At 76.6% G+C, this 26,215-nt stretch carries 6 protein-coding genes; 4 read left to right on the top strand and 2 right to left on the bottom strand.

The annotated features are described in order from the left end of the window. Window positions 1-101 precede the first annotated feature (101 nt). On the bottom strand, window positions 102-296 hold the full coding sequence (locus tag QOZ89_RS10340) for a hypothetical protein (RefSeq protein WP_131804024.1): 195 nt from the start codon (window positions 294-296) through the stop codon (window positions 102-104). Between the two features lie 525 nt (window positions 297-821). On the opposite strand from QOZ89_RS10340, the gene QOZ89_RS10335 reads away from it, so the two are divergent. After that, window positions 822-1,595 carry an AfsR/SARP family transcriptional regulator gene (locus tag QOZ89_RS10335; protein WP_071049485.1) on the top strand — a complete coding sequence of 258 codons (774 nt, stop codon included), beginning with the start codon at window positions 822-824 and terminating at the stop codon, window positions 1,593-1,595. Window positions 1,596-1,633: 38 nt separating this feature from the next. Here QOZ89_RS10335 and QOZ89_RS10330 read toward each other — a convergent pair whose 3' ends face one another. Further along, entirely contained in the window at window positions 1,634-3,139 is a 1,506-nt protein-coding gene (locus tag QOZ89_RS10330) for an MFS transporter (protein WP_071049484.1), read from the bottom strand. Between the two features lie 400 nt (window positions 3,140-3,539). Between QOZ89_RS10330 and QOZ89_RS10325 the strand changes: the two genes are divergently transcribed. From QOZ89_RS10325 to QOZ89_RS10315, 3 genes are all read left to right on the top strand, one after another. After that, window positions 3,540-4,397, top strand: coding sequence for a helix-turn-helix transcriptional regulator (locus QOZ89_RS10325; protein WP_071049483.1), 858 nt, complete (start codon window positions 3,540-3,542; stop codon window positions 4,395-4,397). 507 nt (window positions 4,398-4,904) lie between these two features. Beyond that, window positions 4,905-5,768, top strand: coding sequence for a thioesterase II family protein (locus tag QOZ89_RS10320; RefSeq protein WP_071049482.1), 864 nt, complete (start codon window positions 4,905-4,907; stop codon window positions 5,766-5,768). Continuing rightward, window positions 5,765-26,179, top strand: a complete 20,415-nt coding sequence (locus QOZ89_RS10315) for a type I polyketide synthase (RefSeq protein ID WP_312623630.1) — start codon at window positions 5,765-5,767, stop codon at window positions 26,177-26,179. Before QOZ89_RS10320 ends, QOZ89_RS10315 begins: the two co-directional genes overlap by 4 nt. Window positions 26,180-26,215: the final 36 nt, after the last annotated feature.

The following is a 26,215-nucleotide window of genomic DNA, read 5'->3' as shown; positions in this document are numbered from 1 at the left end:
GTAACGGAGCCCCGCGTTGGGCGACGATCGGCCCGCCAGCTGATCTAGAGCATTCATTCCCCTGCCGCTGTGTACGTGATGGCTGGGTACGGCCTTTCAGATCAGGCGCCGGGTGGCCGGACCTCTGGTGCGATCCGGGCGGCCGTTTGGTTGCCGAGCGAATGAATGACGGCGTTCGGCCGGCCGGCGTCGGCGCACCGCGGGCGGGAGTGCGGGAGCATGGTGGGGTTGCGCAGCGGAACGGTAGTCGGCGTCGTCGAGCGGGTGTCGGCGAAGGGGCGCGAAACGGTGTCCACGGTCGTCACCTGACATAACGGCACGCAGTTGGCCACGCATCGGGGCGCGAGTGGCCGCGAGTGCCCTGAGCTGGTAAGACGGCATTTGGCTGCCAAGCATCGGCTCGATTGTCGCTGGCTGACCGGCCGTGTGGGTGGGCCGGTCATGATAATGGTTTCGTGGGCCTCTCCGCCCGGCCGTGTGTGATAGCTAGCATCTGGGTGCTCGGCGCGCCCTAACGTTCTGACGTTCCGTGCGCGAGCTTGTACGATGTTGCCGCCTGCTGTCCGGGGACAAACGCCCCCGACGCGACGGGATGATGCGATGGTCAGCGGCGCGATCATCGAAACCGATGCGTAACGCGGTGATGAGAAAGGAACCTGGATTGGTCTCTCGATGTCGTCGTCGATCCTCCAACGACGCATTGTCGATCTTTGCTCCGGGCCGGCGATCGCATCGAATCCCGGACAGCCGCGCAATACCCGAGCGGGTCGCGTCTCCACCGACACCGCCAGTTTCGACATTCTCTGACCGAGAGGACGTCCGTGAGGTACGAAATCCTTGGTCCTGTACGCGTGCTCGACGGTGAGACGGTCCAGAGCATCACCGCGAGCAAACTCGCCATTTTGCTGGGTGTGCTGCTCATCCGGGGCGGCCAGCTCGTCACGAGCGATCTGCTGATCACCGAGATCTGGGGCCATGAGCCGCCTCGCCGGGCGCACGCGACGCTGCACGTCTACGTCTCACAGCTCCGGAAGATCCTTCGCCGGGAGAGCTCCTCGATCAATCCGATCGCGACCAGGCCCATCGGGTACGTGTTGCAGCGCCATCCCGACGATCTCGACACGGACGTCTTCCGCCGCCACATCGAGACCGGGCGCTCCCTCGCGAGCGACGGGGCGTACGCCGCGGCGGTGGCCTCGTTCGACGCGGCGCTCGCGCTCTGGCGGGGCCCCGTGCTCGACGAGGTGGGGGAGGGCCCCCTCGTTACGGGCTTCCGGGCCTCGTGCGGCGACCTCTTCCTGGAGGGGCTGGAAAAACGGACGGACGCCCTGCTCGCTCTCGGCGGTCACCGCGAGCTGGTCGGTCGGCTGTTTCGCCTCGTCGCCGAGTACCCGTTGTGGGAGGCGTTCTACCGCCAGCTCATGGTGGCGCTCTACCGGTCGGAGCGGCGCGCCGAGGCGCTGGGCGTCTATCGCTCGGCCCGGGAGGTGATGGGCCGTGAGCTGGGCCTCGAACCCTCTCGGACGCTGACCGATCTGCAGCAGGCGATCCTCACCTCGGATCGCTCGCTCGACGTCGACCGATGGGCGGTGTGACGGCGACCTCCGGACACCCGTCGCCCCGTCATCGCGGTTCAGTCGACGATTCCGCGGCTGGCGGCGGCGTCGAGATCGAGCTGCCCGCCCCGCCCACGGAAGACCAGCAGGGCGACGAGAATCGCGCAGGCGGCGAAGCAGGCACCGACGAGGAGCGCGTCCCCGACCGCCTCGCCGAGGACATGCACCTGCTGCTGGGCCGCCGACGCGCCGGGCAGCGGGGTGACGTGCCGGCCGGCCGTGCCGAAGGCGGTGACCATGACGGCGAGCCCGAGCGAGCTGCCGACCTGCTGGGTCGCGTCGAGCAGGCCGGAGGCGGCACCGGAGGCCGCCTCGACGCCGTTGAGCGCGACCAGCGTGACCGGCACGAACACGATGCCGGAGCCCAGTCCCATCAGCGCGAGCGGGACGAGGACGTCGGGGGTGTAACCGCTGTCGGGCCCCACCTGGGCGAGGTAGAACATCCCGCCGGCCACGAAGACGCCGCCGATGATCATTAGCAGGCGCGGCCCGACCTTGTTCACGAGCGACGCGGCCGCCTGGGCCGAGACGATCAGGATGAGGGTGAACGGGAGGAAGGCGAGCCCGGCCCGGATGGGGGAGAAGCCCCGGACCTCCTGCAGGAACTGGACCATGAAGTAGTAGATGCCGAACAGAGTGGCCGCGCTCAGCAGCATCGTCAGGTAGCACGCCGTCCGGTCCCGCTCGCGGAACAACTGCAGCGGGGTGATCGGCTGGGAGGCGCGCAGCTCGATGAAGATGTAGGCGGTGAGGGTGACGCCGGCGACGATGAACGCGCCGATGGTCCACTGGTCGCGCCAGCCGTCACTGGCGGCGCGGATGAAGGCGTAGACCAGCGCGGCCATACCGGTCGTCGAGGTGATCGCTCCGGCCAGGTCGAAGCGGCCGGGGTGCGGGGTCGACTCGCGGACGAACCGCGGGGCCAGCGCGAGCAGGATGACGCCGATCGGCACGTTGATGAACAGCACCCAGCGCCAGGACGCCCAGCTCGTGAGCATGCCGCCGAGGATCAGGCCCAGCGCGGAACCGGCACCGGAGACGGCGGCGAACAGGCCGAAGGCGCGGTTGCGCTCTTCGCCGGCCTCGAAGTTCGTGGCAATGAGCGACAACGCGTTGGGTGAGGCGAGGGCCGCGCCGAGCCCCTGGAGGGCGCGGGTCGACAGCAGCCAGGCCGGGTTGGTCGCGAATCCCCCGACCAAGGAGGCGATGGTGAACACGGCGATGCCCGTCATGAACACCCGGCGCCGGCCGAGGATGTCGCCGGCCCGCCCGCCGAGGAGCAGGAGGCCGCCGAAGGTGACCGTGTAGCCGCTGAGCACCCAGGAGAGCTGGGTCGTCGAGAAGTCCAGCGCCTTCTGGATGGTCGGCAGCGCGATGTTGACGACGGTCGCGTCCAGGATCGTCATCAGCTGGCAGACGGCGATCACTGCGAGGGCGACGGCGGGGTTACGCCGGCGCTCGTGAGATGGCCCGACGGCGTCGACGGCGTCGACGCCGGATTCGGAGGTTACCGGACTCGACATCGGGATGCCTTTCGTGACGGACGGATATCGGCGCTGGGCCCGAGCGGATCGGGAAAGAAACGTCGATCGAATGCGCCCGGATCGGCGCGTCGAGGCGAAAAACGGCGCGCCGCATCGCGCGGCCTCGGGCGCGGGAAAGTTCGTCCCGAGGCGCGGCGTGCCGAAAGCGACTTGATGCCCCGGGCACTTGGTGCCCCGGGGAATCGGGTGCTCCTGGGATGAGCGGTTACTAGAGCGCTCCGCTCCTCGAGGCGCGCAATCGGATCCAGGCGGTGCTCGACGTGAGGATCAGCGTAGCGGCCGGCAGATGGCCGGGGTACCACTCCGCGCCGGACATGGTGGTACCGCGGATACCACCTTCCTGGTCGTTCGCGCTTCCCCGGTGTGACATTGTGCAGTCGTGGACCGGTCCGAGCTGGCGAGCTTCCTGCGCGACCGGCGCGCCCGCGTGCAGCCCGGTGACGTCGGTCTCGAGGCCGGCCGCCGGCGCCGGACGGCGGGGCTTCGCCGGGAGGAGGTCGCGCTCCTCGCCGGGATGTCGGTCGACTACTACATCCGGCTGGAGCAGGCCCGCGGTCCTCGGCCGTCCAGCCAGGTGATGACCGCCCTGGCCCGGGCGCTGCGGCTGACGGACGACGAGCGCACGCACATGTTCCGGCTGGCCAGCCTGGTGTCGGAGTCCTCGGCCGCGCCGCGCCGTGACGTGCCTTCGGTGGTGCTGCGGCTGCTCGACGGGCTCGACAACATGCCCGCCTACGTGCTCGACGCGGGGTACGACATCCTCGCCTTCAACCGGCTCGCGGCCGTCCTCCTCGGGGACTTCTCCGACCTCAGCCTGGCCGAGCGCAACATCATCCGCTGGCTCTTCCTCCAGCCCCAGCGCATGCGTTTCACCCCTGAGGAGCGGGACGCCTACGCGCGCGAGGCGGTCGCCGACCTGCGGGTCTCGGCGGCGCGCTACCCGCGGGACGCGCGGATTCGCCGGCTGATCAGGGAGCTGCTGGCCGCGAGCCCGGAGTTCGTCGAGATCTGGGCCGACCACCAGGTGGGGCCCCGGCGCGACGGTCCGAAGACGATGATCCATCCGGCCGTCGGCCCCCTGGAGCTGGAATGCCAGGTGCTGACCGTCCCCGGCCTGGAGCAGCGGGTGATCGTGTATTCCGCGTCGCCCGGGGCGTCGGCCGAGGCGCTCGACCTGCTCCGGGTGGTCGGGCTGGAGCACCTGCCCTCAGCCGGCCCGCCGGCGCGCCGGCCCTGACGGTCCCCGCGGGCCCCGACGGTCCGGGCTGGCTCTGGGGTCTGCGCTGGCCCTGACGATCTGCGTCGGCCCGACGGTCTGTCCCGGCAGAGCGCACTCCGTTGCCGGCCGGTCCTTCCTCCACCCAGACCGGGACCATTCTTGGTCTCGGTCGCCTGCGCCGCCGCCCGTCACACGAAGTATTTCACCGTGATGTCATCCCCGTTGATTGATGAATATTGCGTAAAATGTAATCTGACCTGTCGGGTCCGGGTATCCCGCTCCCCGGGACGGCTATTAAGCGCAGTACTAGGCAGATTTAAGGACGCTGCGCGAGGATGTGTCCACGCGAGCCGGTCGCACCGTCGCGCCCCTCGCGGACAGGGATATCTGCCAGTCCTCCGGGAATCTCTTCCCCTCTGTGACACCGGTCACTGGTCCGCATTCTTTCGGCGCTGCTCGCGCGCCGGGCGTTCCCACGATGGGTATTGCCCGGCCGGGAGCACGGCCGGTGTGGAAGGAATTCTGATGAAGGTGCCGGACGTCGTTCCCGTCATCGCGAGCCAGCGGTCGCCGCACGCCTGGAAGGCCACGGCGACCGCCTACCTGCCCGCGGCGCCCGGCCCGGCCGCCGCCCTGGACCTCCTGTGCTTCCACCACGCCGGCGGCGCCGCCTCCGCCTTCACGGGCTGGTCGGCCGCCGTCGGCCCGGCGGTGCGGGTGCTCCCGGTACAGCTCCCCGGCCGGGAGCGCCGGGTCCGCGAGCCGCGCTTCCGGGAGATGACCGCCCTGCTGGACGACCTGGAACGAGAGCTCGGACCGTACCTCGAGGGCCGCTACGCCTGCTACGGGCACAGCATGGGCGCCCTCGTCGCGTTCGCGCTCGCCCACCGCCGGGCCGAGAGCGGGCGGCGCGGCCCGGTCCGCCTGCTGCTCGGGGCGCACGCCGCGCCGCACCGGCCGCGGGCGCTGGGGAGCGTCGACGGGATGGACGACCTCGCGCTGGCCCGGCTGCTGATCGGGATGGGCGGCATGTCGGAGACGCTGCTCGACTATCCCGACTGGATGGTGGCGGCGACCTCGCTCGTCCGTGACGACCTGGCGGTCTGCGCCAGCTGGCGACCACCGCCGGCGCCGCTCCCCGTCCCGATCGACGTCTTCGCCGGCGTCGACGACGCCATGGTCGGCCTGGCCGGGGCGTCCGAGTGGAGCCGCTACACCACCGGCGGGTGCGCCCTGCACCCGGTGCCCGGCGGCCACTTCTTCATCCGTGAGTCACCCGAGACCTTCCTGCCGCTGCTCGCCGCCTCCCTGGCCGCGGCGGCCCCCGCCGCCCACGGCGGGTCGCCGGCAGCCGTGCCGGCCGACGCGCGACGAGGTGAGCAGGCGTGACGGACGTGTCCCCGACCGTGCCGGTTCCTTCCGGCGCCGAGCCCATCGCGGTCCTCGGCCTGGCCTGCCGGCTGCCGCAGGCGCCGGACCCGGCCGCGTTCTGGCGCCTGTTGCGGGCCGGCTCCAGCGCCGTCACCCGGCTCGATCCCGAACGGCGGACGGGCCCGGCCTCTGACGGCGAGCGCGGTCCCCGCCTCAGCCTGCCGGGCGGCTTCCTGGACCGGATCGACACCTTCGACGCGTCGTTCTTCGGTCTCTCCCGCCGGGAGGCCGAGGCCATGGACCCCCGTCAGCGGCTGACGCTGGAGCTGGCCTGGGAGGCGCTGGAGGATGCGCGGATCCGGCCGCCCGCCCTGCGCGGGACGCCGGCCGGAGTGTTCGTCGGCGCGATGGGCGACGACTACGCCACCCTCGCCGCCCGCGCGGGCCTCGACGCGATCGGGCCGTACACCCTGACCGGGACCAACCGGGGGATCATCGCGAACCGGGCCTCCTACTTGCTGGGCCTGCGCGGCCCGAGCATCAGCGTCGACACCGGGCAGTCCTCCGCCCTGGTCGCCGTCCAGCTCGCGGTGGAGAGCCTGCGCCGCGGCGAGTCCTCGCTGGCGCTGGCCGGCGGCGTCCACCTCGTCGCCGCCGCCGAGAGTACGCTCGCCGCGGGCCGCCTCGGCGCGCTGTCCCCGGACGGGCGCTGCTTCACCTTCGACTCCCGCGCCAACGGCTATGTCCGCGGCGAGGGCGGGGGCGTCGTCGTGCTGCGCCGCCTGTCGGACGCGCTGGCCGACGGTGCCCCGATCCGGGCCGTGATCCTCGGCGGCGCCGTGAACAACGACGGCGGCGGCCCCGGCCTGACGGTGCCCGACCAGGCCGCGCAGGAGGACGTCATCCGGCGTGCCCTCGCCGACGCGAGGACGGCGCCGGACGACGTCGCCTACGTCGAGCTGCACGGCACGGGCACCAGGGCCGGCGACCCGGTGGAGGCCCGCGCGCTCGCGGCCGTCCTCGGCCCTGCCCGGGCCGGGCGCCCGGTCGCCGTCGGCTCCGTCAAGACGAACGTCGGGCACCTGGAGGCGGCCGCCGGCATCGCCGGCCTGCTCAAGGCGATCCTCAGCGTCGAGGCCGGCGAGCTGCCCGCCAGCCTGAACTACCTGGAGCCGCCGCCCGGCCTGCCGCTGGCCGAGCTGGGCCTGCGGGTCCAGACCGGCCTCGGCGCGTGGCCGGATGGCGGCGGCCGCCGCGTCGCCGGCGTGTCGTCGTTCGGCATGGGCGGCACCAACTGCCACCTGGTCGTGGCCGACTGGCCGGGCGAGCCGGCCCCGCCGGCCGCCGTGGTCGCCCGTGAGGCCACCGCCGGGCCGCACGTCCTGACGGTGTCCGGCCGCGGGGCCGCGGCGGCGCGGGCGCAGGCCCGCCGCCTGCGCGACCACCTGGCCGGCGCGCACGGGCCGACGCTCGCCGACGTCGCGCGGTCGCTGGTGACGACCCGGGTCACGTTCGAGCACCGCGCCGCCGTCGTCGGCTCGAGCCGGGACGAGCTGGTGGCCGGCCTGGACGCGTTCGCCGACGGCCTGCCCTCGGCCGGCGCCGTCGCGGGTGCCGCCCTCGTCCCGGAGGGGGCGCCGGCCCGGCCAGTGATGATCTTTCCGGGGCAGGGCTCGCAGTGGGCCGGGATGGCGCGGGAGCTCTACGCGTCCAGCCCGGTCTTCGCGGCCCGGTTGGACGAGTGCGCCGCGGTGATCGACCCGCTGGTCGGCTGGTCTCTGGTCGCGGTGGTGCGCGGCGACGTCGCCGAGATCGACGGGCGGCCGGCGATGGACCGCCTCGAGGTCATCCAGCCGGCGCTGTTCGCCGTGATGGTCTCGTTGGCCGCGCTGTGGCGATCGGTCGGCGTCGAGCCGGCCGCCGTCGTCGGCCACAGCCAGGGCGAGCTCGCGGCGGCCTGCGTGGCCGGCGCCCTGTCGCTGGAGCAGGCGGCCCGGGCAGTCGTCCGGCGGACCCATGCCCTGGGTGAGATCGCCGGCAGTGGCGGGCTGCTGTCCGTGCCGCTGGGGGCCGCGGACGTGACCGCCCGGCTGGCCGCCTTCGACGGCCGGATCGTCCTGGCGGCGGTCAACGGGCCGTCCTCGACGGTGGTCGGCGGCGCGCCGGCCGACCTGGAGGCGTTCGCCGCCGCCTGCGCGGCCGACGGGCTGCGCGCCCGCACCGTCCCGATCGACTACGCCTCGCACACGCCGGCGGTCGAGCGGGTCCGCGAGACCGTGCTGGCCGACCTCGCGGAGGTCGCGCCGCGCCCGGCCGGCGTGCCCTTCTACTCGACCGTCACCGGCGACCGGATCGACGGGTCCCTGCTGGACGCGGACTACTGGTACCGCAACCTCCGGGAGCCGGTCCGGATGGAGACGGCCATCCGCGCGCTTCTCGCGGCCGGGCACCGGCTCTTCGTCGAGGTCAGCCCGCACCCGGTGCTCGTCGTCGGCGTGACCGAGACGATCGACGCCGTCGCGGACGAGACGCACGCGGCGCGGGCCGCCGTCGACGCGGCGGCCGATCACGAGACCGCCGGGGACACGCTGTCCGGGGACACGCTGTCCGGGGACACGCTGTCCGGGGAGACGGCGTCCGGGGACACGGCGCTCGCGGGCGTCGGCGACGCGGTGGCACTGGGCACGCTGCGCCGCGGGGACGGCTCGTGGCGGGCGTTCCTGACCAGCGTGGCCAGGGTGTGGACCCGGGGCGGCGCGGTCGACTGGGCCCCGGTCTGGGCGGCCGTGGGCGGCGCGGCGGCCCGCGACGTCTCGCTGCCGACCTACGCGTTCCAGCGGGAGCGGTACTGGCTGGCCGGGAGCGACCAGGTCGGCGGTGCCGGCGCGGTGGCCGGCGGCCATGACCTCGGCGCGGAGCTGTTCGCCGACCCGGGCGAGCCGGCCTCGGCGTCCGGCGTGGCCGCCGTCGCCGCGGCCGACTCGGCGGGACCGGACGGATCAGCGGGCGCCGGCGCCGGCGGGCAGGCTTCGACCGGGGCGGACACGGCGCTGGGCCGACGCCTGGCTGGGCTCGCCCCGGCCGAGGCCGCCCGGGTGGCGCTGGAGGTCGTCCGCGAGTCCATGTCGGCCGTGCTCGGCGGCGGCGCGGGCGAGATCGACGTCCGCCGGCCGTTCCGCGACGCCGGCTTCGACTCCCTGATGGCGGTGGAGCTGCGGGGCCTGCTGAGCGCGGCCACCGGCCTGCGGCTGGGCTCCGGCGTGCTGTTCGACTACCCGACGCCGGCCGCGCTCGCCCGGCGGCTGCGCGACCTGCTGGCCCCGCGGCCGTCCCGGCCGTCCACCGGGCCGGGCGCCGGCCGGGCCGCCGCGGACGACCCGATCGTCATCGTCGGGATGGGCTGCCGCTACCCGGGCGATGTGGCGTCGCCGGACGACCTGTGGGACCTGGTCGCGCGCGGCGCCGACGGGATCTCCGGCTTCCCCACCGACCGCGGCTGGGAGCTGGCGGAGCTCTACGACCCGGACCCGGCGGCGGCCGGGCACAGCTACGTCCGTGACGGCTACTTCCTGGCCGGGGCGACCCGGTTCGACGCCGCCTTCTTCGGGATCTCCCCGCGCGAGGCGGCGGCGATGGACCCGCAGCAGCGGGTGCTGCTGGAGACCGCCTGGGAGGCGCTGGAGCGGGCCGGTGTCGACCCGCTCTCCCTGGCCGGCGAGCCGGTCGGCACCTTCGTCGGCGCGATGGCCGGCGACTACGGCCCCCGGCTGCACCAGGCGCCGAGCAGCCTTGGCGGGTATGTCCTGACCGGCGGCGCCGGAAGCGTCGCCTCCGGCCGGATCGCGTACACCCTCGGCCTGGAGGGTCCGGCGGTGACGGTCGACACGGCGTGCTCGTCGTCGTTGGTGGCGTTGCATCTGGCGGCGTCGTCGCTGCGGGCGGGGGAGTGCTCGCTGGCGCTGGCGGGTGGGGTGACGGTCATGTCCACCCCCGGCATGTTCGTGGAGTTCTCCCGTCAGCGCGGGCTGGCCCGGGACGGCCGCGCGAAGGCGTACGCCGAGGCCGCCGACGGCACGGCCTGGTCGGAGGGTGTGGGTCTGCTGGTGCTGGAGCGGCTGTCGGATGCGCGGCGTAACGGTCATGAGGTGCTGGCGGTGGTGTCGGGTTCGGCGGTGAACCAGGACGGTGCGTCGAATGGTCTGACGGCGCCGAATGGTCCGTCGCAGGAGCGGGTGATCCGGGCGGCGTTGGCGTCGGCCGGGTTGTCGGGTGTCGATGTGGACGTGGTGGAGGGGCACGGGACGGGGACGACGTTGGGGGACCCGATCGAGGCCGGTGCGCTGCTGGCCACCTGCGGGCAGGGCCGTCCCGAGAACCGGCCGCTGCTGCTGGGGTCGCTCAAGTCGAACATCGGCCACACCCAGGCGGCCGCCGGGGTCGGCGGTGTGATCAAGATGGTGCTGGCGATGCGGCACGGCCTGGTTCCGCCGACGCTGCACGTCGACGCGCCGTCCTCACATGTGGAGTGGGAGTCCGGGGCGGTCGAGCTGGCCACCGAGGCCCGCCCCTGGCCGGACACCGGCCGCCCCCGCCGGGCCGGGGTCTCGTCGTTCGGCATCAGCGGCACCAACGCCCACGTGATCATCGAGACGCCGGCGAAGCCGGCGGACGCGCCCACCGCGGCCGAGCCCGTCGGCCCGGCGGCCTCGGCAGAGCTCGCCGCGTCGGCCGTCGCGGCCGCGCCGACGGCGCCCGCCTACCCGGTCGTGCCGTGGGTGATCTCCGGCACGGGTGACGCGGCCCTCGCCGCGCAGGCCGACCGGTTGCGCGGCTTCCTGGTCGCCCGGCCGGCTCCTCGGCCCGCCGACGTCGGCCACGCCCTCGCCACGGCCCGGGCGGCGCTGCCCAGCCGGGCCGTCCTGCTCGGGTCTCGCCCCGAGCAGCTTCTGGGCGGGCTGAGCGTCCTGGCGGAGGCCGAGGGCGCTCCCGCCGGGCCGGCGAGCCTGAGCCCCGGCGCCTCGGACGCCCTCGCCTCCGCCACCGTCGTGCGGGCCGGCGCGGCCGGGCGCACGGGCCCGGGCGCCGGCGTCGTGTTCGTCTTCCCGGGCCAGGGCGCCCAGTGGGCCGGCATGGCCCTCGAGCTGATGGCGGCGTCCACGGTCTTCCGCGACCGGATGGAGGCCTGCCGCGCGGCGCTGGCGCCGCACGTCGCCTGGAGCCAGCCCCGCCAGCCGCCGGTCGACGTAGCCGCCGGTGCTGAGGCGGCCGGTGGCGAGGCGGCCGGTGACGAGATCGGCGGCGTCGTCGATGGCGCGGCCGGCGAGGCGGAGGGCGACGCGGCTGGCTGGACGTGGGCCGAGGTGCTGGCCGGGGACGCGCCGGCGGCGCCGCTGGACCGGGTGGACGTCGTGCAGCCCGCGCTGTTCGCGGTGATGGTGTCGCTGGCCGCCCTGTGGCGCGCGCACGGGGTGGAGCCGGCCGCGGTCGTCGGCCACAGCCAGGGCGAGATCGCCGCCGCGCACGTCGCCGGCGCGCTGAGCCTCGACGACGCGGCCCGGATCGTCGCCAGGCGCAGCCGCGCCCTGATCGCGCTGGCCGGGCAGGGCGGCATGGTCTCGCTGCCGCTGGCCGGCGAGGCGGCCGAGGAGCTGCTGGCCGGCTGGCCGGGACGGATCGGGCTCGCCGCGCTGAACGGGCCGCGCTCCACCGTCGTGTCGGGCGACGCGGCGGGCCTCGACGAGCTGCTGGCCGAGTGCGCGCGGCGCGGCGTCGACGCCCGCCGGGTCCCCGTCGACTACGCCTCGCACTCGGCGCACGTGGAACGCATCCGGGACGACCTGCTCGCCGCCCTCGGGCCGGTCACGCCAGGACCGGCGGCCGTCGAGATGTGCTCGACCGTCACCGGCGAGCCGGTCGGCGACGGCGCGCTCGACGCCGACTACTGGTACCGCAACCTGCGCGGGACCGTCCGGTTCGAGGCGGCCGTGCGGCTGCTGGCCGGGCGGGGGCACCGGACCTTCGTCGAGATGAGCCCGCACCCGGTGCTGACGGTGGGGCTCCAGGAGACCTTCGACGCGCTGGGCGACGCCGCCTCCGGTGCCGTGGCACTGGGCACCCTGCGCCGCCACGACGGGAGCCGGACACGGTTCCTCACCGCGCTCGCCGAGGCCTACGTGCATGGCGTCGGCGTGCACTGGGCGGCCGCGTTCGACGGCCTCGCCCCGCGCCGCGTCGAGCTGCCGACCTACGCCTTCGCCCCGGACCGGCACTGGCTGGACCCGGCGGCGGACGCGAATGGCGCGAACGTCACCCGGGTTGGCCTCGAAGGCGCCGGCCATCCCCTGCTCGGCGCGGTCGTCGAGCTGGCCGACGGCGGCGGCCTGGTGCTGACCGGCCGCCTGTCGCGGTCCGACGCCCCCTGGCTCGCCGACCACGCCGTCTTCGGCTCGGTGCTGGTGCCGGGGACGGCGCTGCTCGAGATGGTCATGCTGGCCGGGGACCGGGCCGGCTGCGACGTCGTCGACGACCTGACGTTGGCCGCCCCGCTGGCGCTGGCCGAGCGAGGCCCGGTCACGGTGCAGATCAGCGTCGGCCCGCCGGACGGCGACGGCGGGCGTTCGGTGAGCCTCTTCTCCCGGCCGGGCGCCGACGCGCCGTGGACCCGGCACGCCCACGGCCGGCTGGCGATGGCCCCGCCAGAGCCGGGCCCGGCGCACGCCGACGCGGCGGAGCTGGCGGCCTGGCCGCCCCGGGACGCCGCGCCGGTCGACCTCGCCGGCTTCTACCCCGCGGCCGCCACGGCGGGCTTCGCCTACGGCCCGGCCTTCCGGGGCATGCGGGAGCTGTGGCGCCGGGGAGCGGACACGTTCGTCGAGGCCGAGCTGACCGGGGACGCCGCGGCCGCCGCCGGCGCGCACCTCCTGCACCCGGCGCTGCTCGACGCGGTGCTGCACGCCGCCTTCGTGGGCGCCGGCGACGGACGGATCTTCACGGGCACGGCGCTGCCGTTCGCCTGGTCCGGCGCCCGGGTCACGGCGTCCGGCGCGACGCGGGTGCGTGCCCGGCTGCGCCGGCTCGGCCCCGAGACCGTGACGATCGACGTCGCGGACTGCGTCGGCCTCCCGGTCGCCCAGGTCGCGTCGCTGCTGATCCGGCCGGCCGACGCGGACACGGTCGCCGCCGCGGCACGCGGAGCCGCTCCCGTCGCGTCGCCAGCGGCCGGCGGCCGGCTTCACGTCGTCGACTGGGTGCCCGGCCCGGCGGCGAGCGCCGCCCCGGTGCCGCTGGCCGCCCTGGCCCCGCCCGCCCGGGGCGGCGAGGGGGCGGACGGCGGGTTGGCTGCCGGCGGCGACCTGCCCGCCGTCCTGGCCACCGCCGGCGTCGAGGCGCGCACCGCCGCCGGTCTGGCGGCGTTCGCCGACGACCCGGGGCCGGTCCTGCTCGCGTGGTGCGGGCGCGGGCCGGGCCCGGTGCCCGCGGCGACCCGGGCGGCCACCCACGCCGCGCTGCGGCTGGTCCAGGACTGGCTGGCCGACGAGCGGCTCGCCGCCGCCCGGCTGGTGGTCGTCACGACCGGCGCGGTCACCATCGACGCCGGACCGGTCGAGGTGCCGGCGGCGGCCGTCTGGGGCCTGCTCGCCTCCGCCGCGACCGAGAACCCTGGCCGGTTCGTGCTCGTCGACGTGGACGGGACAGACGCGTCCTGGCGGTCGCTGCCGGCCGCGCTGGCCACCGGCGAGCCCCGGCTGGCCCTGCGGGCCGGCGCGGTCTGGGTGCCCCGCCTGACCCCGACGGCGAGCCGCCCCCCGCTGGCCCCACCGGGCGGGACCGGGCCGTGGCGGCTCGACCTGGCCGGACCGCGGGGATCCCTGGCCGCGCTCGCGCTGCTCGACGCACCGGCGGCGGCCGCCCCGCTCGCCGCCGGGGCGGTCCGGGTAGCGGTCCGGGCGGCCGGCGCGAACTTCCGCGACGCCCTCAACGTCCTCGGCCTCTACCCCGGCGACGCCGGGCCGCTGGGGCTGGAGGGCGCCGGCGTGGTCGTCGAGGTCGGCTCCGCCGTCACCACCGTCACCGTCGGCGACCGGGTGATGGGCATGTTCTCCGGGGCGTTCGGGCCGCTCGCGGTGGCCGACCACCGCCGGCTGATCCCGATCCCGGACGGCTGGAGCTTCGTCGAGGCCGCGACCGCCCCGGTCGTCTACCTCACCGCCTACCACGCCCTGGTCGAGCTGGCCCGCATCCAGCCGGGCGAGAGCCTGCTCGTGCACGCGGCGGCGGGCGGCGTCGGCCTCGCCGCGACCGCGCTCGCCCGCCATCTCGGCGCCGAGGTGTTCGCGACGGCCAGCCCGGGCAAATGGGCCTTCCTGCGGGAGCGCGGGATCGGCGCGGACCGCGTCGCCTCCTCCCGCGACCTCGGATTCGCCGAGGCCTTCCGCCGCGCGGCGCCGGACGGGATCTCCGTCGTCCTCAACGCGCTGGCCGGCGACTACGTCGACGCCTCGCTCGGGCTGCTCGCCGAGGGCGGCCGGTTCGTCGAGATGGGCAAGACCGACGTCCGCGACCCGGCCGTGGTCGCCGCTGACCATCCCGGCGTCAGCTACCAGGCGTTCGACCTCACCCTCGTGGACCCGGACGACATCGCCGCGATGCTGGCCGAGCTGGCCGAGCTGTTCGCCCGGGGCGTGCTGGCCCCGCTGCCCGCGACCGTCTGGGACGTGCGACGGGCGCCGGACGCGCTGCGGCACCTGGGCGCCGGGCGGCACATCGGCAAGATCGTTCTTACTGTGCCGGCCCCGCTCGACCCCGCCGGGACCGTGCTGGTCACCGGCGGCACCGGCGGGCTGGGCGCCCTGGCCGCGCGCCACCTCGTCGCCGCGCACGGCGCCCGCCGGCTGCTGCTGGTCAGCCGGCGGGGCGAGGCCGCCGACGGCGCGGCCGCGCTGCGTGCCGAACTGGCGGCCGCCGGCGCCGACGTCACGATCGCCGCGGTCGACGTCGCGGACCGGTCCGCGCTCGCCGCGCTGCTGGCGGGCGTCCCGGTCGACGCGCCGCTCACCGCGGTGGTGCACGCCGCCGGGCTGCTCGAGGATGGCGTTGTCACCGCGCTGACCCCGGACCGCGTGGACGCCGTGCTGCGCCCGAAGGTCGACGCGGGCTGGCACCTGCACGAGCTGACCGCCTCGGCCGACCTCGCGGCGTTCGTGGTGTTCTCCTCCGTCGCGGGCGTCGTGGGCACTCCCGGCCAGGCCAACTACGCGGCGGCGAACGCCGCCCTCGACGCGCTCGCGGCGAGCCGCCACGCCGCCGGCCTGGCCGGGACGTCGATGGCGTGGGGCCTGTGGGCCGCGGCCAGCGGGATGACCGGGCAGCTCGATGCCGCCGACCTGGCCCGGTTGGCCCGCGGCGGCATCGTCCCGCTGACCGACACCGACGGGCTGGCGCTGTTCGACGCCGCGCTCGCCGCGGGCGACCCGGTCGTGGTCCCGGCCCACCTGGACGGCGCCGCGCTGGCCGACGCCGACGGCGCGGGGTCCAGCCTGCTGCGGGGCATCGCCGGCCCGGCGCGCCGGCGGCGGGCCGCCCACGACGACCCGGGCACGCGCGCGGCCGGCACCGGCCTGGCCGGGCGCCTGGCCGCGCTGGACGAGGCCGACGCGCTGGCGCTGCTGCTGGAGACGGTCCGCGAGCACGCGGTCGCCGTCCTCGGTCACGCCGACGCCACCGCGGTCGCGCCGGACCTCGCGTTCCGCTCGATGGGCTTCGACTCGCTGATGTCGGTCGAGCTGCGCAACCGGCTCAACGCGGCCGTCGGTGCCCGGCTACCGGCCGCCGTGCTGTTCGACCACCCGACGCCGGCCGCGCTCGCCCGCCATCTGTACGCCGTCCTGGCGCCGGCCGCGGCCGGCGCGACGCCGCCCGGCGGGTCGATGGCCGGCCCGCCGCCGGCCCCGCGCATCGGCGCGGGCGACGACCCGGTCGTGATCGTGGGGATGGCCTGCCGGTTCCCGGGCGGGGTCGCCTCGCCGGACGAGCTGTGGGACCTGCTCGACGCCGGCGCGGAGGGCCTCTCGGCCTTCCCGACCGACCGGGGCTGGCCGCTGGCCGAGATCTACGACCCGGACCCCGGGGCGGCCGGGCGGACGTACGTCCGCGCGGGCGGGTTCCTGCACGACGCGGCCGAGTTCGACGCCGAGTTCTTCGGGATCTCCCCGCGCGAGGCGGCGGCGATGGACCCGCAGCAACGACTGCTGCTGGAGACGGCCTGGGAGGCGCTGGAGCGCGCCGGCATCGACCCGCGGACCCAGCGCGGCGCCCAGGCCGGAGTGTTCGTCGGGGCGATCGCCCAGGAGTACGGGCCGCGGCTGCGGGACGTCCCCGACGGGCTCGGCGGCTACCTGCTGACCGGCACGACGACCAGCGTCGCCTCGGGGCGGGTGGCGTACACCCTCGGCCTGGAGGGTCCGGCGGTGACGGTCGACACGGCGTGCTCGTCGTCGTTGGTGGCGCTTCACCTGGCGGCGGCGTCGCTGCGGGCGGGCGAGTGCTCGCTGGCGCTGGCCGGTGGGGTGACGGTCATGTCCACCCCCGGCACCTTCATCGAGTTCTCCCGGCAACGCGCCCTGTCGGCGGACGGCCGCTGCCGCGCGTACGCCGAGGGCGCCGCCGGGTTCGGCCCGGCCGAGGGCGTCGGCCTGCTGGTGCTGGAGCGGCTGTCGGACGCGCGGCGCAACGGCCACGAGGTGCTGGCGGTGATCGCGGGTTCGGCGGTGAACCAGGACGGGGCGTCGAATGGTCTGACGGCGCCGAACGGCCCCGCGCAGGAGCGGGTCATCCGGGCCGCGCTCGCCTCCGCCGGGCTGACACCGGCGGACGTCGACGTGGTGGAGGGGCACGGGACCGGCACGGCGCTCGGGGACCCCATCGAGGCCGCGGCGCTGCTCGCCACCTACGGCCAGGAGCGGCCGGCGGACCGGCCGTTGCTGCTCGGCTCGGTGAAGTCGAACCTCGGCCACGCGCAGGCGGCGGCCGGGGTCGGCGGTGTGATCAAGATGGTGCTCTCGATCCGCCACGGGATAGTGCCCCGGACGCTGCACGTGGACGCGCCGTCGTCGCGGGTGGACTGGGAGTCGGGCGCGGTCGAGCTGGTGACGGAGGCCCGGCCCTGGCGGCGGAGCGACCGGCCCCGGCGGGCGGCCGTGTCGTCGTTCGGCGTGAGCGGGACCAACGCGCATGTCATCGTCGCCGAGCCGGCCCGCGACGCGGACGCGGCGCCCGCCGACGTCGCCGGCCCGGCCGCGCCGGCCGTGCGCGGGGCGGTGCCCTGGGTGCTGACCGCCCGCGACGACGACGCCCTGCGGGCCCGGGCCGCCGACCTGCGCGCCCACCTGGCGGCCCGGCCGGACCTGCCGGCCGCCCAGGTCGGCCGCGCGCTGGCCACGACCCGGACCGCCTTCGAGCGGCGTGCCGTCGTCATCGGCCGGACGACGGACGACCTCCTCGGCGGCCTGGATGACCTGGTCAGCGGCACGCCGTCGCCCACCGTCGTGGGACCGGGCAGCGCGCAGGGCGCCCCGGGCCGGACGGTCTTCGTCTTCCCCGGCCAGGGCGCGCAGTGGGCCCGGATGGGCCTGGAGCTCGCCGAGAGCAGCGACGTGTTCCGCGCCGAGCTGACCGGCTGCGCCGACGCCGTGGGCCGCTACACCGACTGGTCGCTGCTCGACGTGCTGGCGGGGGCTCCGGGCGCCCCGCCGCTGGAACGCGTCGACGTCGTGCAGCCGGCGCTCTTCTCGGTCATGGCCGCGCTCGCCGCGCTGTGGCGCGCGCAGGGGATCGAGCCGGACGCGGTCATCGGCCACAGCCAGGGCGAGATCGCCGCCGCGTACGTCGCCGGCGCGCTGAGCCTCGACGACGCCGCGCGGATCGTGACGTTGCGCAGCCGCGCGCTGGGCCGGCTCGCCGGCCGGGGCGGCATGCTATGGGTGGCCCGGCCGCTGGAATGGGCGATGGACCGGCTTCGGGCGGACGGCGCCCAGCTGTCCGTGGCCGCCGTGAACGGCCCGGGCTCGGTGGTGGTCTCGGGCGGTCGGGCGGCGCTGGCCGCGCTCGCTGGCCAGCTGGACGCCGAGGGCATCCGGGCGCGGATGATCCCGGTGGACTACGCCTCGCACTCGGCGCAGGTCGAGGAGATCCGCGCCGAGCTGGCCACGGCCCTGGCGCCGGTCTCCCCGCGCCCGGCCGCCGTCCCGCTCTACTCGACCGTCACCGGGGAGCGGATCGACACCGCGCGGATGGACGCCGACTACTGGTTCACTAACCTGCGCCAGACCGTCGAGTTCGAGGCCGCGGTGCGCCGGACCCTCGACGACAGGCACACCGTCTTCGTCGAAATCAGCCCGCATCCGGTACTCGTCGCCGGAATCCAGGAGACCGCCGAGTCCCACGCGGGCGTCGGCCGGGCGAGCGGCGCCGTCGTCGTCGGAACCCTGCGGCGCGACGACGGCGGCCCGGACCGGTTCATCGGCGCGGTCGCCGACCTGTACACCCGGGGCGTCCCGGTCGAGTGGACGCGCTGCCTGCCCGCCGCCGGCGGCGGCACGGTCGCCCTGCCCACCTACCCGTTCCGCCGGAGCCGGTACTGGCTCGATCCGGCCGAGCCCGCCGCCGAGGCGCCGCCCGGGCCGGCGGAGTTCTTCGACCGGCTGGCGACGGGTGAGCTCGCGTCGCTGGCCGATGAGCTGGACTTGGCGGACGCTGGCCGGGACTCGCTGGCGATGCTCGCGCCGGCGCTGGAGTCGTGGCGGCGCCGGCGGGCGGAGGCCGGGGCGGCGGCCGCCTGGCGTTACCGCCTCCGCTGGCCGGTCGTCGGGGACACGTCGCGCCGCCCGGACGGCGCCCTCGACGGCCGCTGGCTGCTGGTCCCGCTCGGCGACGTCGTGTCCGGGGACCTGTTCGAGTCCGTCCACGAGACGCTCGCCGAACGGGGCGCGATACCGATGCCCGTCCCGGCCCGAGCCCGGGACCGGGCGGCCTTCGCCGCGGCGCTGACGGCCCTCGGCGGCGCGCCCGTCGCGGGCGTGATCGGTGTGCTCACCGAGACCGCCGAGGCCGACGGCCGTTTCGCCGGTGCCGCCGCGGGTGCCGCGGCGACGGAGGAGACGCTCGCCGCCGCGGCCCTGGTCCAGGCGCTCGGCGACGTTGGGATCGCCGCGCCGCTGTGGCTCGTCACCCAGGGCGCGGTGTCGGTCGGCCCGGCCGACGCGGTGACCCGCCCCACCGCGGCGACGCTGTGGGGCCTGGGACGGGTGGTCGCGCTGGAGCATCCGGACCGGTGGGGTGGCCTGGTGGACCTGCCGGAGCGGCCCGACTCCCGCGCACGAGCCCGGCTCGCCGCCGTGCTCGCCGGGACGACGGGCGAGAACCAGCTCGCGATCCGGGCCGGCGGGCTGTCCGCCGCCCGGCTCACCCGGGCGGGCACCAGCGCGCGCCGTGGCGCCGACTGGCCGCCCGCCGACGGGACGACGCTCGTCACCGGCGCGTTCGGCGCGGTTGGCGGCCGGGTCTGCCGGGCGCTGGCCGACGCCGGCGTGCCCCACCTGCTGCTCGTCTCCCGCCGGGGCGGGCAGGCACCGGGCGCGGCCGAGCTGACCGCCGACCTGGCGGCCCGGGGCGCGGCGGTCACCGTCCTGGCCGCCGACGTCACCGACGCCGACGCCGTGGCGGCCGGGCTGGCCGCCCTGCCGGCCGACGCGCCGCTGCGCGCCGTCGTCCACGCTGCCGGCGTCCTCGACGACGGGCTGCTCGACGGGCTGACGCCGGAGCGGGCGGCGGCGGTGCTCGCCCCGAAGGCCGCCGGCGCCGCCGTCCTGCACGCGCTGACCCGTGACCTGGACCTGGCGGCGTTCGTGCTGTTCTCCTCGGGCAGCGGCGTGTGGGGCACGGCCGGGTCCGCGCCGTACGCGGCCGCCAACGCCTACCTGGACGCGCTCGCCGCCCACCGTCACGCGCTGGGGCTGCCCGCGCTCGCCGTGGCCTGGGGCTCCTGGGGCGGCGGGGGGATGGTCGACGCCGTCGCCGAGCGGCACCTGGCCCGCCGGGGCATCCACCCGATGGACCCGGACACGGCCCTGGCGGCGCTGGCCGACGCGGTCGCCGGCGCCGCCACCGAGCCGACGGCGGTCGTGGCCGACGTCGACTGGGCCGCCCTCGCCCGCGCCCTGGGCCGCGGGGGCGACCGGCTGCTGGCCGGCCTGGCCGAGGCCGGCGCGGAGCACGGCGAGGACGTGCCGGGCGCTCCGTCCGGTGGCCCCGGCCCCGGGGTCAGCGGGCGCGGCGGCGACGAGCTGGCCACGCGACTGGCCGACGCCGACGGGCCGGCCCGGCTCGCGGCACTGGTCGACCTGGTGCGGGCGCACGCCGCCGCGGTGCTCGGCCATCCCGAGACTGACCGGGTGCCGGCCACCCGGGCGTTCAAGGACCTGGGGTTCGACTCGCTGACGTCCGTCGAGCTGCGCAACCGGCTCGCCATGGCGACCGGCCTGCCGCTGCCGACCACGCTCGTGTACGACTGCCCGACGGCCGGCGCCGTCGCCGAGTACCTGCGGACCGAGCTGTTCGGCGCCGACGAGGCGCCGGCCCAGGCCGCGTCGGGCGTGGCCACGGCCCCGGCCGCGCCCGACGCGCACGACCCGCTGGTGATCGTCGGCATGGCGTGCCGCTTCCCTGGCGGCGTCCGGTCGCCCGAGGACCTCTGGGACCTGATCGCCGACGAGGTCGACGCCGTCACGGAGATGCCGACCAACCGCGGCTGGGACATCGACGCGATCTACGACCCGGACCCGGACCGGCAGGGCCGCTCCTACGCCCGGGAGGGCGGGTTCCTGCACGACGCGGACGAGTTCGACGCCGGCTTCTTCGGCATCAGCCCCCGCGAGGCGATCGCCATCGACCCGCAGCAGCGGCTGCTGCTGGAGACGTCCTGGGAGCTGTTCGAACGGTCCGGCATAGTCGCCGACAGCCTGCGCGGCAGCTCCACCGGGGTGTACGTCGGGCTGGGCTACCAGGACTACGGCGCCCGCATCCACGAGGCGCCGGAAGGTCTCGAGGGCTTCCTGCTCACCGGCAAGCTCTCCAGCGTCGCCTCCGGCCGGATCTCCTACCACTACGGCCTGGAGGGGCCGTCCGTCACCGTCGACACGGCCTGCTCGTCGTCGCTGGTGGCGCTGCACATGGCCAGCCAGGCGGTCCGGTCCGGCGAGTGCCGGATGGCGCTGGCCGGCGGCGTGATGGTGATGCCGACGCCCGGCGTCTTCATCGAGTTCAGCCGCCAGCGCGGGATGGCCCGCGACGGCCGGTGCAAGGCGTTCGCCGCCGGCGCGGACGGGCTCGGCTGGGGCGAGGGGGTCGGGCTGGTCCTCGTCGAGCGGCTGTCCGACGCGCGCCGGGCCGGCCACCGAGTGCTCGCGGTCATCCGCGGCTCGGCGGTCAACCAGGACGGCGCCAGCAACGGCCTCACCGCGCCCAACGGGCCGTCCCAGCAGCGGGTGATCCGCGCCGCCCTGGCCGCCGCGGGGCTGCGGTCCGACCAGGTGGACGCCGTCGAGGCGCACGGGACCGGGACCGCCCTCGGCGACCCGATCGAGGCCCAGGCGCTGCTCGCCACCTACGGCCGCGAGCGCCCGGTCGACCGGCCGCTCTGGCTGGGGTCGGTCAAGTCCAACATCGCGCATCCGCAGACCGCCGCGGGCGTGGCCGGCGTCATGAAGATGGTGTTGGCCCTGCGGCACGGCCTGCTGCCCCGGACGCTGCACGTCACCGAGCCGTCCCCGCACGTGGACTGGTCGGCCGGCGCGGTCAGGCTGCTCGGCCAGGCCCGTCCGTGGGCGGCCGGGCCGGACGGGGTGCGCAGGGCCGGCGTCTCCTCGTTCGGGGTCAGCGGGACGAACGTTCACCTGATCCTGGAGGAGGCGCCGACCGAGGCCGCCCTGGCGCCCCCCGCCGCCCTCGCCTCGACCGGAGTGACGGGCCTGGTCGGCGGGGTGGCCCCGCTGCTCCTCTCGGCCCGCTCCGAGGCGGCGCTGCGGGCGGCGGCCGGCCGGCTGCGGTCCGCGCTGTCGGCGATCTCCACCGTGGCCGACGGCGCGGTCGGCGGGGTCGCCCGGGCGCTGGTCACCGAGCGCGCGCTGTTCCCCTACCGGGCGGTCGTACTGGCCGCCGACCCGGCCGAGGCGCTGGCGGGCCTGGCCGCGGTCGAGAACGGCACGGACGCGGCGACGGTGGTCAGGGGCCGGGCGGGGGACGCCGGCGGCACGGTGTTCGTGTTCCCGGGCCAGGGCTCGCAGTGGGTCGGCATGGCGGCCGAGCTGCTGGCCGAATCTGCGGTGTTCGCCCGGGAGATGGCGGCCTGCGCGGAGGCGCTCGCCGACCACGTCGACTGGTCGCTGCTCGACGTGGTCCAGGGCGCCGAGGGCGCGCCCTCGCTGGACGCCGTCGACGTCGTCCAGCCGGCGCTGTTCGCGGTGATGGTGTCGCTGGCCGCGGTGTGGCGCGCGGCGGGCGTCGAGCCGGACGCCGTCGTCGGTCACTCCCAGGGCGAGATCGCCGCCGCGTACGTCGCCGGCGCGCTGAGCCTGCCCGACGCCGTCCGGGTGGTCGCGCTGCGGTCGAAGGCGTTGCTCGCGCTCGCCGGGCGGGGCGCGATGGTCTCGGTCGGCCTGCCGGCGGCCGACACGGCCCCGCTGCTGGCCGGGCTGCCCGGCGACTGGGGCGTCGCCGCGGTCAACGGCGCGTCCTCGACGGTCGTGTCCGGTGGGGAGGCCGGGGCGGCCGAGCTGCTGGCGCGAGCCGACGCGGCCGGGATCCGGGCCCGACGCGTCCCCGTCGACTACGCGTCCCACTCGGCGCAGGTCGAGACCGTTCGCGACGCGCTGCTGCGCGCGTTGGCCGACATCCAGCCGCGCGACACCCGGGTCGCGTTCCACTCGACGGTCACCGGCGGGCTGCTCGACGGCGCCGCGCTCACCGGCGACTACTGGTACCGCAACCTGCGGCAGCCGGTCCTGCTCGAACCCGTCGTCGCCGCGCTCGCCGCCGCGGGCCACCGGGTCTTCGTCGAGGTCAGCCCGCACCCCGTGCTGGTCGGCGGCCTGGAGGAGACCCTCGACGCCGCGGTGCCCGCCGGCGACGAGCCGGCCGTCGTGACCGGCACGCTGCGCCGCGGCGAGGGCGGCTGGCGGCGGATGCTGACCTCGCTGGCGACCGTCGGCGTCGCCGGCGGCGCCGTGGACTGGCCGGCGCTCGTCCCGGCGGCCGGGCGCCGGGTCGACCTGCCGACCTACCCGTTCCAGCGCCAGCGGTACTGGATGAACACCTCGACGGCCGGGCCCGGCGGCGCCCGGGCCAGCGGAGCGCTCGACGTCGACCACCCGATGCTGGGCGCGGCGCTGGAGCTGCCGGACAGCGGCGGGGTGGTGTTCACCGGGGCGATCGGCCAGGCGACCCACGGCTGGCTCGCCGACCACGGGGTGGCGGGAGTGTCGCTGCTGCCGGCGACCGCGTTCGTCGAGCTCGCCCTGGCCGCGGGCCGCCGGCTCGGCGCCGGCCGCGCCGAGCTGGAGGACCTGACCCTGCGGGCCCCGCTGGTGCTGCCCGAGCGGGCGGCCGTCGCCCTGCGCCTGTCGGTCGCGGCGCCCGACGCGGCCGGCCGCCGGGACTTCTCGCTGCACTCCCGGCCGATGACCCTCGCGGTCACCACCGGGGCCGGCGTGACGGCCAGCCGAGGCGAGCGGGCCGCGGAGGACTGGACCCGGCACGCCACCGGCGTCCTGGTCGACGCCGCCCGGCCAGGGCCGTCCGCCGACGCCCTGGCTACCTGGCCGCCCGCCGGCGCGACGCCGGTCGACACCGACGAGCTCTACCGGGGCTTCGCCGACGCCGGCTACGAGTACGGGCAGGCGTTCCGCGGGCTGCGGGCCGCGTGGCGGCTCGGTGACGACATCTACGCCGAGGCCCGGCTCGCCGGCGCCGAGGCGTCCGGCGCGCCGTCCTACCTGCTCCACCCGGCGCTCCTGGACACGGTGCTGCACCCGAGCTTCCTGTTCGCCTCGGGCGAGACCCGGCTGCCGTTCGCCGTCGGGCGGGCCCGGGTCGACCGGCCCGGCGCCGCCGCGGCACGGGTCCGCATCCACCGGTCCGGCCCGGACGAGCTGGCGGTGACCCTGTACGACCTGACCGGCGAGGTGATCGGGTCGATCGGCTCGATCGCGATGCGGGCGGTCGCGCCGGAGGCGCTCCGCGCGGCCGCCGCCGGCAGCGGCGACTCGCTGTTCCGCCTGAACTGGACGCCGCTCGCGGAGGTGGACGCCGACACGCCGTCAGGCAACGGGGCGCCAGCTGCCGCCGGCGGACCGGTGACCAGCGTGCTAGGACCGGAGTCGCCAGCACTGGCCGCCGTCGCGGCCGCTCTGTCCGGTGGCTCCGCCGCGCCGGCTGGCCCGGTCGCGCCGGTCGATCGGCATGACGACCTGGCCGCCCTCGTCGCGGCACTCGACGCCGGCCTGCCTGCGCCGCCGGTCGTCGTCGTGCCGGTCGGCCAGGCAGCGGGCGAGCCGGCCAGTCGGCCTGAACGGCCCGGTGTGGAGCCGGGGCCGTCGACGGCGGAGGCGGTGCGGTCCGCGACCACCCGCACGCTGGAGCTGGTCCAGCGCTGGCTGGCCGACGAACGCTTCGCCTCTTCCACCCTGGTCGTGCTGACGGCCGGTGCCGCCGCCACCGACGCGGCCGGGCCGGTCGACCTCGTCCACGCCCCGCTCGCGGGCCTGCTCGGCTCGGCGGGCACGGAGCATCCGGACCGGCTCGCGCTCGTCGACGTCGAGGCGGGCGAACGGGGCGTGGACGAGGCGTCGCTGCGGGCGCTGCCGGCCGCGCTGGCCGCGCTCGCCGCCGGCGAGCGGCGGCTGGCGGTCCGGGACGGTCGGGTCCTCGCGCCGCGGCTGGCGCGGATCGAGCCGTCCGGCGCGGCCGGAATGCGGCTGCGCCCGGACGGCACCGTCCTGCTGACCGGCGGCACCGGCACGCTGGGCGCGCTGCTCGCCCGGCACCTGGTGACCGCGCACGGCGTGCGGCACCTGCTCATCGCCAGCCGACGCGGACCGGACGCGCCCGGGGCGGCGGAGCTGAGCGCCGAGCTGGCCGGACTGGGCGCCGAGGCCCGGATCGTCGCCTGCGACGTCACCGACCGCGGCGAGGTGGCCGGCCTGCTGGCGACCGTGCCGTCCGAGCACCCGCTCACCGGCGTCGTGCACGCGGCGGCGGCCCTCGACGACGGGACGGTCATGGCTCTGACCCCGGCCCGGGTGGACGCCGTGATGCGGCCGAAGGTGGACGCGGCGCTGCATCTGCACGAGCTGACGGCTGGCACCGACCTGGCCCTGTTCGCCCTGTTCTCCGGCGCCGCCGGCCAGTTCGGCACGGCCGGGCAGGCCCACTACGCGGCGGCCAACGTGTTCCTCGACGGCCTGGCGGCGGCCAGGCGGGCGGCCGGGCTGCCGGCGATCTCGCTGGCCTGGGGACTGTGGGCCGAGCGCAGCGAGCTGACCGGCGCGCTGGACGCGACCGACATCACCCGGCTGGCCCGCCTCGGCGTGCGGCCGCTGGAGTCGGCTGCCGGGCTGGCCCTGTTCGACGCGGCGCTGGGCGCCGGGGAGGCGCTGGTCGTGCCGGTCGGCCTGGACCTGGCCGCCGTCCGCGCCGGCGCGGCGCCGGCGCATCCATTGCTGCGCGACCTCGCCCGCCGAGCCCGCACCGCGGTCGCCGAGCCGGGGTCGCCGGCGGCCGACGGCGACGCCGGCTCGGACGCCGACGCGCTGCGCCGCCGGCTGACGGCCGCGGGCGAGCAGGAGCGGGCGCGCATCGTCGCCGAGCTGGTCCGTGGCCTGGCCGCGGCCACGCTCGGCCACGACAGCGCCGGCGAGATCGAGATGCGGACCGCCTTCCGCGACCTGGGGTTCGACTCGCTCACGGCGGTGGAGCTGCGCGTCCGGGTCAACCGGGCGACCGGGCTGCGGCTGCCGGCCACGGTGGTCTTCGACTACGCGACGCCCCGGGCCCTGGCCGGGAAGATCCAGACCGAGCTGGCCAGCGCGGCGCCGCCGGCGACCTCGGCCGGCCCGGGTACGGCCGGCGCCGCGCCCGGGCCGGCGGCGACGCGGTCGGCGTCGGCGTCGGACGCCCTGGCCAGCGTCGACCTGGTGGAGCGGGTGCTGGCCGGCGCGGAACCCGGCGACGCCGCCGGGATGGCGCTGCGGGCCCGGATCGCGCAGCTCGCGGCCCGCTACACGGCGGACGCCGCGTCGGAGGCCGCCCCGTCGGTCAGCGAGCGGCTGGCGTCCGCGTCCGACGACGAGCTCTTCGAGTTCATCGAGCAACAGCTGTGACTTCCGCCCGCGGCTGTCCCCACCCGCGCCGCCGCC

The organism is Pseudofrankia coriaricola, assembly GCF_032027725.1.
GTDB lineage: Bacteria > Actinomycetota > Actinomycetes > Frankiales > Frankiaceae > Pseudofrankia.
This window is presented reverse-complemented; position numbering and strand designations above follow the sequence as displayed.

Coding starts and splice junctions, on each gene's coding strand:
- QOZ89_RS10330 (WP_071049484.1), bottom strand. CDS start 3,139: ATGTCGAGTCCGGTAACCTCCGAATCCGGCGTCGACGCCGTCGACGCC.
- QOZ89_RS10320 (WP_071049482.1), top strand. CDS start 4,905: ATGAAGGTGCCGGACGTCGTTCCCGTCATCGCGAGCCAGCGGTCGCCG.